The sequence below is a fragment of the Bacteroides faecium genome, from assembly GCF_012113595.1.
GTDB lineage: Bacteria > Bacteroidota > Bacteroidia > Bacteroidales > Bacteroidaceae > Bacteroides > Bacteroides faecium.
On record NZ_CP050831.1, the window covers coordinates 5,102,301 to 5,114,863 of the forward strand.

General features: G+C 40.2%; 10 protein-coding genes. All 10 read right to left on the reverse strand.

Features of this window, described 5'->3' with window-relative positions; genetic code table 11:
* Positions 1–4 precede the first annotated feature (4 nt).
* The 10 genes from BacF7301_RS18985 to BacF7301_RS25970 all read right to left on the reverse strand — a co-directional run bounded on the left by BacF7301_RS18985 (position 5) and on the right by BacF7301_RS25970 (position 12,560).
* Positions 5–904 carry a glycosyltransferase gene (locus BacF7301_RS18985; RefSeq protein WP_167965269.1) on the reverse strand — a complete coding sequence of 300 codons (900 nt, stop codon included), beginning with the start codon at positions 902–904 and terminating at the stop codon, positions 5–7.
* A 321-nt stretch (positions 905–1,225) separates the two neighbouring features.
* Positions 1,226–2,164 (reverse strand): glycosyltransferase family 2 protein, encoded by a 939-nt coding sequence (locus BacF7301_RS18990; RefSeq protein WP_256380243.1) that lies wholly within the window; start codon positions 2,162–2,164, stop codon positions 1,226–1,228.
* 154 nt (positions 2,165–2,318) lie between these two features.
* On the reverse strand, positions 2,319–3,341 hold the full coding sequence (locus tag BacF7301_RS18995; protein ID WP_256380244.1) for an acyltransferase family protein: 1,023 nt from the start codon (positions 3,339–3,341) through the stop codon (positions 2,319–2,321).
* Positions 3,338–4,429, reverse strand: a complete 1,092-nt coding sequence (locus tag BacF7301_RS19000) for a polysaccharide pyruvyl transferase family protein (RefSeq protein WP_167965274.1) — start codon at positions 4,427–4,429, stop codon at positions 3,338–3,340. Before BacF7301_RS19000 ends, BacF7301_RS18995 begins: the two co-directional genes overlap by 4 nt.
* Positions 4,426–6,189 carry a thiamine pyrophosphate-binding protein gene (locus BacF7301_RS19005; protein WP_167965276.1) on the reverse strand — a complete coding sequence of 588 codons (1,764 nt, stop codon included), beginning with the start codon at positions 6,187–6,189 and terminating at the stop codon, positions 4,426–4,428. The genes BacF7301_RS19000 and BacF7301_RS19005 overlap by 4 nt, the downstream gene beginning before the upstream one ends.
* Positions 6,186–7,103 (reverse strand): hypothetical protein, encoded by a 918-nt coding sequence (locus tag BacF7301_RS19010; RefSeq protein ID WP_167965277.1) that lies wholly within the window; start codon positions 7,101–7,103, stop codon positions 6,186–6,188. The genes BacF7301_RS19005 and BacF7301_RS19010 overlap by 4 nt, the downstream gene beginning before the upstream one ends.
* 1 nt (position 7,104) lies before the next feature.
* Positions 7,105–7,965 carry an SDR family NAD(P)-dependent oxidoreductase gene (locus BacF7301_RS19015; protein WP_167965279.1) on the reverse strand — a complete coding sequence of 287 codons (861 nt, stop codon included), beginning with the start codon at positions 7,963–7,965 and terminating at the stop codon, positions 7,105–7,107.
* A gap of 1 nt (position 7,966) precedes the next feature.
* Complete coding sequence (locus BacF7301_RS19020) at positions 7,967–9,304, reverse strand: hypothetical protein (RefSeq protein ID WP_167965281.1); 1,338 nt, start codon at positions 9,302–9,304, stop codon at positions 7,967–7,969.
* Positions 9,305–9,312: 8 nt separating this feature from the next.
* Positions 9,313–10,857, reverse strand: coding sequence for an MATE family efflux transporter (locus BacF7301_RS19025; protein WP_167965305.1), 1,545 nt, complete (start codon positions 10,855–10,857; stop codon positions 9,313–9,315).
* A gap of 44 nt (positions 10,858–10,901) precedes the next feature.
* Positions 10,902–12,560 carry a phosphotransferase gene (locus BacF7301_RS25970; RefSeq protein ID WP_245208268.1) on the reverse strand — a complete coding sequence of 553 codons (1,659 nt, stop codon included), beginning with the start codon at positions 12,558–12,560 and terminating at the stop codon, positions 10,902–10,904.
* Positions 12,561–12,563: the final 3 nt, after the last annotated feature.

Here is a 12,563-nt window from a genome sequence, read left to right on the forward strand (position 1 = left end):
TATTCTATTTTTCGTTCTTCTTAGAGAGATATTGTAACAGAATATTGATAAATTTTTCTGCAATTACAGGACCACAGAAGTTTTTGCGAACAAACTCGCAACCTGTCTTTGCTATGCGTTCAAGTTCTTCTTGGTGTTCAGGCATCTGATAATAGGCTATCTTATCTTTCAAGTCTGCTATGCTACCATCATACCCAATATAATGAACACCTTCCTGCATTCCGTAATCTTCATAGTAGCCTTTGTTCTGACCAATGTAGGCACAACCGCATGCCATACCCTCTACGAAACCGACACCGGGGATACCCATTATCTCTTCACCAACAAGACACATTTTGTAATCGTTGAATTTCTCAACCATATTGAAGGAATAGTACTTCTTTTGGCGACCTGTAAACAACTTGGAATAGACCACATTATAAATTCGGGCACATACGTTATTTGCCTTCAAAAGACCATCAACAGTATCCTCGGCATAGTCACTATTATAGCAATCAACAAAAGGAAGAAGTTCCTCCTTATGAGTCATAATTTGCTTACGTGCTGGTTGTGCACAAGGGTCGCCATAGTAAGGTGTGATGTTATGCATATAGGTAACAGTACCTGTTGAAAAGCACTTGTTCTGACGTTCGTTGAAAGGCTTGACATTCTGGAATCGGTCGGCAAAAACGAATGGGATGACTTCAAACTTTTTGTTGAACCAGCTGTAGAATTTGTCGAAAATAATAGACCCATGAGAAAAGTTTGCCTCGTTGTACAGCACGTCTGGATCTATTGCACGCATCTTATCCGCATTACTTGTATTGAAATGGATATGACTTATGGCAATCAGACAGTCTGGACGCTTCTTGAAGTCATATTGATTAGTATAGTAGTTGTACATAATCAAAATGTCGTCTTTCATTATCTGGTCTTCTTTCGTCAGAATTGTAATCTTGCTTGACGGAATGCCATTCTTCTTCAAGCAATACTTATGTTCTAATTTAACAAGCCACTTTGGTATTATACCTGCGTGAGAATACGACATAGAGAAACTCTTATCATTAAGATATGTGCACACCTCAAATTCATCGCTCTGCAGAAGATAATCCAATAGATACTTATGTTTGATAGCAACAGACTGCTTGAATATGATCTTATTAAGTGTCTTCAATAGAAACTCATTTCCATGAAGGTTTGCAAATATTATTCTTTGCATATTATTATTAAAGTTTAATCATTCAACTTATATCTTACCTGCCAACCAATAGCTTCTGCAAGCAAGTAAGGCGTATATTTTCATTTTGAGAGAGGTGATGCTGACTTTGTTCAAACAAGGCCAGTGCTTCTTGATTGTTCGCTGGAGCATCTTCACATTGTCCATCTTTTTATAGCCACAATGGGCAGCATCACGAAGGAGAAGAGTCGTCTCTACACAGAAACGAGCATGTGCCACATCTGAATACTGAGGATAGAGACGTGCAGTCTCATCGCATAATATAGACCATACTTTGTGGCCACTTAACTTCCTAGGACCAAAGGCACAATGGGTCAAACTGTCCATTAACATTCTGTAATGATAGAACTGCCGGTCGGTATAAACAACTTTTTTTGCCTCCTTTAGTAGTTCCCAACAGAAGAGAGCATCTTCTCCATAACTGATATCCTTCAAGAATTTTGGCCTATTGCATAACAATGTACTTTTCGTTAGTTTATTGCACAATGAACCTCGAAACTCTAAATGGTAGAGAAAGCGCTCAACTGCCTCATCTTTGCTATATATCTTTGAAAAATAGTCCGAACTTACCTTTGAATCATTAATAACGATGTCACAGGTCGCTATATCGGCTCTTTCTTTCTCAACTCTAGTAAGAAGGAACTCAATCATATCCAACTCTATCCAGTCATCAGAATCTACAAAGAAAAAGTAATCGCCCTTGATCTTGGACAGCAATGCATTGCGAGCAGTAGCCACCCCCTGGTTCTCCTGATGATAAACCTCTATGCGGGAGTCTTTTGCGGCATACTGCTGGCATATTTCTAATGAGTTGTCCTTACTGCCGTCATCCACAAGAACCACCTGCAGGTTCTCATAGGTTTGTGCAAGCACAGAATCCAAACACTGAGGCAAGTATGCCGAAGTGTTATAGACTGGTAGAAGGATTGAAACTAATGGGTTGTTCATATTTTCAACGATAACGTCAACGAAAATAATAACTTATATCTATAAAATATTAACTAAAAATCTTACTAAAAATGTTAGGTCGAGTTTTTACGATGGTAGTTTTGCTCAAAATCCTCACCTAAGATCCATTAGATAATCTCAACTAAAATCTATATTAATACTCCACAACCTTCTTGATCACTACCGAACAGATGTAGGTGAGTACTATTGTCCAAAGGGAGATGATCCAGAGATTGGTGCTGACCATAATGAAGGGCTGATAAACCGAACGGATGACAGCTGTGAAGAACAATCCATGGAAAAACCACATATACACGGAATTGCTACCTAACGAAACCATAACCTTGCTGAGCTTCGGCATCTGAAACTGATTGAAAAGATAGAGAATGCAAGCTATCATCAGAGGGGCATAGAAGAAATCGAGATTGAAACCGACTATGGCATCTATCTTTGAGCGGATAAAGAGGATGACAAACATCATTACTACTATACCCAAAACAACAAGCACCTTAACCCCTATACCCTTCAATTCCATAATTGAAACCTTTTGGAAGAGTCGCATACATGCAAACACATAACCAAGTATCATGGTTGGCGTCTGTGTAAGACAGTTGAATAGTGTCTGTAGATAACAATTATCCTTATATGTAGGCACTAACTGATGTAAAGCAACTTCTCCTGCAAAAGCAGCTATTATTACTATACTTCCAAAGAGGTATGGCTTTTTATTTATCATCTTTCCTACAAAGGGCATAATAATCATTGACCAGATGTAGAAATGGATGAACCAGTTCACCCAACTAAGATTACTTTGAAGACCAAACGCATTGTTAATCAAGCTTTTACCCCCACATATTAAGTTTAAACAGAATGGAACAGTAAAGCCAAACAGTATAATCCAATATGGAATAAGGAGTGCTTTAATGTGGTGCCAACTGTAGGAGAAATCCTTTGTCTTGGAGAAAGCGTAACCGTAACCCACCATGAAAGTAAAAATACCTACACAGATTTTCAATGAAGGCATGAACGCCATCAAGAACTCATTGTGATTCATTGGCAGATCTGCATCATACCAACCGCTGCCACCAAAGCAATGTAGCACTATCATAAACACTATGGCAAAGCCCTTTATGATCTGCGTATAATCACGTGTAAACTGCAAGTTTGTTGTATTCATGATCTCACTTTTGCTAAAGCATTCTCTATAAACAATCTCGAACTATCAACACTCCTATTCAAGTTTTGATAAGCATTTGTGTAATCAACATCTGTATTATCAATAGGCGCACCCATATCGATAAAACGATTTTGAATTCCTACCACATTCAGCAAAGATTCTATTCTTATATCCGAATTGGTATACTGACGGAAACTGTAAAACTTTTTCTTTAGAATAATAGATAATGCTGTACCATGAAACGAAGTAGTAAAAACACATTCGGCATGTCGGATATAGTTTACAAAATCCGAAGGTAAAGCCTCCTGGTCTCTAATGTCCAGATCAGTTGTCATTAAGTATGCACTCAACAAGACAACCTTGCAGCCATGGGACTTTGCGTACTCTCTTGCAGTACGAATAACCTCGGGATGCTCTACCACCTCATAAACCAAAACATATTCATCCTTCACAAGACGTTTGTCCTCGATACCATCCGTTAGTAAGGAGCCTGCCAACAATGTAGGATCAACAGTATGTGCAACCTCTTTGTTTGTGAGCGGTTGGAGCAGTTCCTGCAATCTTTTCTCTCGAACACCAATGGCTGTAAATCGTTCCAGTCTGGATTTGAAGTAAGCTTTATCCTCATCTGTCAATGAAGACATTTTGTTGCTTGCAGCATAAGAAATGATACAACAAACTGCTTTCTCACCAAAATATACTGGTTCAAAAGTGCCTCCACAGATAGCCTTATCCCACACTTGGTCACTACCGATAAAGATAGCATCATATTCGCTGAAATCCATATCCTTGCTATAAGGAGCAAGATGGAATTTCTTATTGATAAAGTCATCAAACTTGTCGAATCTGCGTGTTCGTGCCTTGTGTACCTTTAGCTCGTAGAAGAACTTGCTAAAAATATATTTGGGAGTGCGCGAAATCCAGTAATGGAGTGAGCTTCGCAGATAACCAGATACTAAGTACCGTGGGCGATAGTCAATGACTGAGACATCATGACCTAATGACTTGAGATATTCCTGAAGTGCATAACATTGTAGCAATGCTCCGTAATTATGTGCACAATGGAATGTAAGTATGCCTAACTTCATAATCCTAATCTATTTTTAATTCTACCTATCACTCTCTTAACCTTACGAATACGCCAATAGGGATCCTGAACACATTGCCTGCATTGACGAAGAGCGTTACTTTCGTCCTCAGCACTTGTAAAGCATTCCACCACCATCGCTTTATCATTTTGCGGAGAAACGAGTTTTCCAATAATACTGGAAAAATCTTCTTTTGAAGAGATAGCGTGATAATCAATATTGGCTTCTTTGCAAAGATCAATGATGGCACTATTCTGCTGATTGCCAAAATGACCAGCTGCAGCTACAAAAGAGTCAACAGATTTGCCGAACGCCATTGATGCTGGATGGCAATAATTTCTGAATTCAATGCCTCTTCCGTTGTTGACTACGATTAATCTGAAGTTCTTTGGTAAACATTTATTAAGTAAAATATTTACATCATAGTAAAATGTCAAATCTCCAACAACGCCATAAAAAATCTTATCAGGCGACATCATAGCGGCTCCTACCAAGGAAGAAACACAACCGTCTATACCAAATCCGCCTACATTAGAATTGCCTTCAACACCTTCCGGCAAATCAAAGAAATCCCATGAACGCAATGAATTCAAAATACCAAGGTGGAGCTGTGAACCCTTCGGAAGTTTGTCGTGCAACTGACTTGCTATCCAGATATTACTAAATGGAATGTCTGGTCTCTTTTGGAAAAACATCTCACGCTCTTTCAAGCAAGATTCATAGTAGGAATGACCTGACGTACATCCATTATTATAGTGATTGAAGAAATCTGCTTCCTGCATTTTGAAGACAGCCGTCAGTTTCTTGAAGAAATCAGAATATACACCATCTGTATTTACACGCCATACCATCTTCGGTTGAAGACCGCCAAAAGTGTAATAATCGCCAGAGATCTCACCAAGATGAATAAGAAGTCCCACTTCCCGATTTTTGGAGAAGTAAAGTTCCTGACTAAATGGCAAGACCATATTCACTCTATATCTACCATAATACCCACTTGTATGGTCAGCCATAACAACGGCATTATGACACTCACAAAACTTTTCCAAAGCTGCTGTCTGCTCAGCCGAAAATCTTTTATGCGATCCAATAAACACGCAGATATTGGTGTTGGGGATGGAAGGCAACTCTGAACTTAAGGAGTAAGTAGGTATATACTTGACACCAGATAATTCCCTTACTACAAAATTCAAACTATATGTAGTGCACACATTGATGAGAACAGGTTTCCTATTAAGCAAGAGTTGTGTGATAGCTTCATTAGTTTTCACATTAACCTTCCAATCATCCTCTGCATCCTTAATGTTATCAAACTGATATGACTTTAAAATCATATCCACCGGTGAGTGCTCTCTGTCTGTAACCTGAGCTTTCAGATGTCCTACTGAAGCCAACGAGAGACTTGAAGTTATGACCAATATAGGTATATTACGCTTGAAAGCATAAGTCAATGCTGCCATATAGTTTCTTGAGGCAGTTGCACCCGTACAAGAAAGGACTACAGGTTCATTGCTCTTCTCTGCCATACCAATTGCCATATAAGCAGCTGCACGCTCGTCAACACAAGAATACATTTCGAAAAATGAATCGTGCTGCATACTGCCAACAAGCGCAAAATTGGTAGCTCCAGGAGAGACAACAACCCTCTTTATGCCATATTTTTTCAGGAGGAATATGATGATTTGCTTGTTGCGTTCGTTTGTGTAGAAACAGCCTGTCTTATATCTAAGATCATCATATTGTTTTTCTATCTGACTCATAATTCTACTTCTATATATTGAGGTTTTTCACTTGTAACAAGACATCCTTTAAGTGATTCCATCTCCGAGATAGCTACACGCCTGCATTCCCAAGCCATTCTATTAGCGAAATTGTTTATTGCTGATGACTGACCACCAGACATTACGGAAAAGACTATAAGATTGTTTCCCACATGCCTGTTTCCTAACATATTCAAGTCGTATGCTACCTCATCACTCGTAAAGATGCCTATGTGCAACTGATCTTTAGCTACTACAGAGGAACCTATCAACATCGAGAGATTGCCATCCTTGGTACAATGCCCCTTTCTGGAAATAGATTCTATAAAATGACCACATTCACAGGCTATGTTGTATCCAAGATGCAAGCACGTATCGGATGGGATAACAGCAGTGATTGCGGTAGCATCAATCATATTCACAGGTTCTTCGATAAGGGTACTGTTTGTATTAACGGAATTTGAACCTAATGACAGAAAGACTGGTCCTTTTACGTCTGCAAACAGATAATCAATAGCTGTTTCAACATCTGCCTCTACCCCCTTACTGCCAACAGTAGAATTGTTGGCATAATATCGGATAGTGTCATACGGATTTATGGATTGATTGATAATAGAAACACAAGCAACAGCAATAACAAGTATCGGCAACTTACGGTAATAGGCTTCAGTAAGTGCTGATGTGAGATTTCTATAAGCATCGTTATCAGCACACCATACCACAATAGGTTCATCCATCTCCTCGCACATACCTGTTGCTATATATCCAGCTGATCGTTCGTCTATTATCTCGACAGCGTTTTCAACGCTTTCGGTTAAATCCTTAATCGCAAAACTTGCAGAAGGGCAAACAATATGTTTTGAAATATGTTTCTCTTCTAGTTTGCGTAACAATAAATCTATTGATTTCTTCATATTAGATAGTATAATCGATGTCACCATTATTTATGTTACCAGCGCCACCGGTCATGAATACAGTATCGCCAACTACCAATCGTGCCATGCTACTCACAAGAATGACCGCCATATTTGCAATTTCGCAAGGCAATGCGTATCTACCAGCAGGAGTTCTAAGTAACGAGATATCATCTGCATCGGCATCCTTTTTGAGTAATGGGGTTGCTGTAGGGCCAGGAGCCAATGCATTAACAACAATACCGTATGGTAACAAGGTACGTGCAAGTCCCATAGTAAATCCACGGATGCCCCATTTTGAGATAGTATAAGCACATGCCGCAGGTCTGATGCTTGATGCTGAAGAAATATTCAGAATGTTACCGTGAATACCATTCTTTACCATATATTTACCTACAATCTGAGAAAGGAAGAATACGCCCTTCAGATTGGTATCTATTACAGCATCAAATGCCTCTGGAGTTGCATTTGAGATTAATGCACCTGAAACTCCGGCATTGTTGACAAGAATATCTATCTTCCCATATTTTGAAACAGCAGTATTGAAGTCATCCTGCAATGTTTCTGTCTTCGTTATGTCCATAACCACCCCACAGCATTCACCATAACCCTCCAAATCATCAACGGCTTTTTTTAGTTTGCTCTCTGAGCGTCCTGTAACAATGACTTTTGCACCAGCTTTGAGATACGCCTCTGCAATAGCAAAGCCGATACCGCTGGTTCCGCCCGTAATCAATGCACAACGATCCTTGAGTAATTCATTCGGAGCTAATTGTGATATATTAGCCTGAACGGCTGTTCTTGGTTGAACACTTCTCAAAATGCCCTTTACGACACTCTTTAATTTGCTTATGACACTCATATTACTTTCTTCCTGTTAGTTTTGAAATAATCACCTTGAGATAGTGAGAATACTGACCGAAAGCCAGCAATCTCTTCATCAAAGTAGGTCTCGCCTTTTCCACTGCACGCTGGTGATACTCTTTATAACCGATTGACTTCAACCAATGCAAGAGTTCATCGCAATATGGGTAAGTTCTGTCATCCTGGATTGTATCTATATTATCCCATATCCAACAAGGATTGCTTTCATTATACTTGTAAGCCTTAACATACAGAGAAAACTTTTTCTCTGAGAAATTTTCAAAGCCCCACTCTTTAGGATTTTCGCCTGCACACAAGATATTCAACTGGGTACGTAAACACTTTACGCATAAGCCGCATTGAACAGAATCATTAGAGAAGCAAACCCATATTTTCGTGGTTGTATTTTTTGACTTACACCAATTAATAATATTGAGGACTTTTTGGGTGCGACGAACAGTGAGAGCATCCTGTTCCGCAAAAGTAGTATCACAGAATCCTATAGTATCAGATAACTCCGGACTTGCTCCATCATAATTATTCTGCAACTTATCCTCAATCTGTTCAAATGCTGAACCCATTACGAGCGACCTTATACTTGTTAAATATGCGACAGGTGCCACACAACACATATTAGCCAAATACCTTATGCCACCCCATCCGTCATATTTGTAAGCATCACTACAAAGGCCTATCTCAAAACTCAAACAATTATATATTACTTTTTCATTGAAAAGCGAAGTATTGAAATTATTTAAAATCAAGAGCCAATCACTATCTACTACTTTAGAGAAATTCTTGATTAAAGAGTACTTTTCTTCACGCAAAGGCCCTTCGCTAACCGCATCACGCTCAATATCTGGAATACTTACCAGAAGAGATTTTTTGCCTGGATTATTTATACCAGCATGACAAGCATCTACACCTCCCGAGAAGAATACAACTTTGTCATACTTAGCATTCTCAACAGGTGTATTCTCTACAACTTTCTGTACAGTTACTTTGCCCCTCCAATCTTTCTTGAATGGACCATAAATCTTAGAATAAGCTTCATATATGGTGGGCAATTGTCCGTAAAGAACCTTGTCCATCTCAGGTATTACCAATTCTACGTCATTGAAGAAATATGTTATTGGCAACATATATAGAGATATAGGCGTAAGCAATATTGACCTATGGACCTTGGATAGGTCACAGTCATAATTGCTATCACCATGGTAGCGGATGAACAGGTCAACAATCTCCTTTTTCAGCAATCCAAGACCTGCATCTTCGCGGACTTGGTAATGGATAGTGTCACCCTCTACATAAGCTTTGATTAATTCTATTTTTTTCATTACATATGTTATTTCTTATTTACAAATCTATTCAGCACCTTATTTATTATTGAACGAACAGCTAATCTCTCGGAACTGTTTAATCCAAGTCTATATGCACATATCAGCGTCCATAACATCGACACAGAAACCACAATAAAGAAGCGTAAAGTGGTTTGCGGCATCAGATACACGAGAACTCCTGGTAGTGCGAATGCTAGTGCAGTAACAGCCGTACATCGCAGAACGCATTGTCTCATAAAGCTATTTACAGGAAAATCAATAAGGCGTTTTAGTTCGTAAAGAGTGAATGCTTTTGATGTGGTGTTCAGAAGTACAAAAACGATGCATGAAGACCATGCTGGAGCTCCTGCCAAGAAACACAACCATGTAATCGGGAAAATCAAAGCTGTATAAAGCGCAATTTGCAACTGTACTCTCTTCAATTTTCCTATTGCCAATATCGTGTTGTGAAGTGCAAAACTTACGACCATTGACCAACTTTCAAACAAAGCAAAACGAAGGAATAAATCAGAATACTTTGGAGGGTTACCAAGCCAAAGTTTTAGCAAAGTTTCTGCTTCCCAAAAAACAGGAATGATCAATATAAACAAGAGATACCATGTTATCTTGGTGCCTTGAAACACCAGGAAAAGCAAACGATCTTTATCTCCCGAAGCATAACTCTTGGTAATTTGCGGAACAAATGCTACAGTGAAGTTGTTTACGAATGTATTGATAGCACCAGTGACGGTTACAGCAACTCCTCGGGTCGCATTCAGTACAACACCAAAGAATACATTGATAAGCATATTAACGCCTTGTGTGTTAAATACCCACACAGCATTTCCTACCATATACCACCCTGTAAACTGAGTCATTTCCTTTAGGAAGGACTTGTCGAACAGCTTATGACTGTATCTTGCTTCTTCGAAATTGCGTTGGCAATACCATGAATAAAACAATCGAATGCCCAAAGCAATAGCAGCAGTCAGTATAGCAAACAGAATCAAGCGGTCGCCACCAAAAGCCATAATCGCGAAGCATACACCCAATTTCAGCACTACCTCAACAATACTCACATAGGCATAAATAGACATGTGCTCGTGTGCTACAATGGTAGCATTATAAGGTGTACTGATGAGATTTAGCACAAGCGTAATGATTGAAAATTGCAGCACCCAGTTTGCTGCAGTCATTCGTCCATCAGGGATGTCCGCTTGTGAGTTAAGGAACCACACTCCAATAATCTCAAGTGCTATGACTGCAACAATTGACATAGCTATCATCACATTGACACTTGTAGAAAAAACAACTTTCATACGGTGTTTGTCACCATCACCAAGAGCATACGTGATAAATCGTGCGATAGCAGATGAAACAGCTCCTGTCAAAAAGGAACTCATTGCAACAATGCCACCTACAACATTGTTTATACCATAGTCGTCAACACCAAGCGCTTGTAGCATAATACGGCTTGTGTACAATCCCACTATCATCGTAATGAAAGTACGGAAGTACAATGCAAGCGTATTTTTGGCTATTCGTTTGTTATCTGAAATACTGTCTGCCATTATTTGATAATAAAGATAAAATTCCGTACAAAAAGTAAAACAGATTACTTCTTCTCAAACTTAAGCTCGAAGTCCTCATACTCCTTGGTCAAAACGGGACGGAAGGTGTGTTTGTCGAGGAGCATGGAGTAGATGATGTGAGAGAGGTAAAGACCTGGTTGCTGCCGGAACTGCTCGTAGTAGCGGCAATAGGTATCGGCACTCTCAAAACTATAGCCTCCGGCTGTGAAGAAGTGAAATACAATGCGTTTCTCAATGATGTTGGTGATATAGTACATATCATCAACGCTCACATAACTCTTGTTCTTAGGGTTGACCCAATCGAGTTCTTCGAGTGGATAAATGGCGATAGCATTGCCGATGGTGTCGTCACCACAGAAGCTACAATCGGCATCCTTGACGAAGATGCTGCCATGGATATCCTTCTGGAGAATTGTCTGGTAGATGGTATCAGGTTGCGAGGTGGTAGGCTGGTCGAGGACTACAATCTCGGCATTGGTGATGCCATTAATACGGAACTGGAGAATGAGGCGCTCAGTAAGGGCATACTTCTCATCGAGATGACGGAGGATAGTGATGTAGATGTGATCGTATCGTGAGAGGTTGAGACTCTTGAGGGCTCGTATGCAATGCATAACGCCATCTTCGGCAATGAGGAAGACGCGAGGGAGACGGGTTTTGTACTCACTCTTATCTGCCGCTATCGGCATGATAAGCGTTCGTTCTGGAGAAGGGTTGTCGTTGGTACATTTCTCGTTTTTCATTTCTCCATTCTCGTTACCTTCACATCCTTTCCCATTTCCCGTTTCTCCTTCAACGCTCGAGAGAAGGTCATTGAGTACTTGAACCAAATACGAGATGACCTTCTCCTCGTGTGCATACGGCAGAATACGGAGAATGTTCATGAGCTGCATGACGCGATAGTTGTCGGTGTACCATTGGTACTTGCAGGTAAAGTACTGGTCGATCTCTCGGTCTATCTTGTCACACACGATACGGAGGCGGACAGCATCATACTTCTTGGTGTACATGAGTTGTGACCAGCGGTAAGCAGTATCCTGACGTATCTTGACGATGTCCTGAAGAGGAGTCTCAATGAAGGAGTCAAGGAAGTCGATGAGGTAGTAGTTGTTACCGTTGAAGAGGATGTTGCTGAAGGTGAGGTCGCCATGGCATACGCCCACAGGGATAGTCATCTCCTTGAGATTGTCGAAGACGGTTTGACAACGAGTCATAAGATCTGCCATTGCAGGGTTCAAACGGTTCAAGCCGTTTTGGTTTTCGTTGTAAAGTGGATTGGATTCCACTTTAGTTCTGATATCCGCAAACTTCTTCTGGAAGACGGCGGGAGAGACCTTCTGGAATTCGCTCTTGGAGATTTCGTGCTCTACGAAGTACTCCAAAGCGCCAATGAGGTAATCGACCTGCTCAAAGCCTGCCTGTTCAAAGAACTCTATGAAGTTCTTGGAATAGACATACTGCATCTTGATGATGGTGGTGTCGAGATTCTCCTGCAGCTCGTACACTTTAGGTACACGGATGTGCTGGTACTCCACATCTGCAGCAGCCATCTGCTTTTTGGCTTGCAATGCGAGACGTTGCAGATACTTGGGATCTGCTGTCGATTTATAAACGTAGATTCCTCCGTCTTCATTGACCACATCAATCTGACAGCCGGAATGACCTCTAACTTCTATTTCCATAGT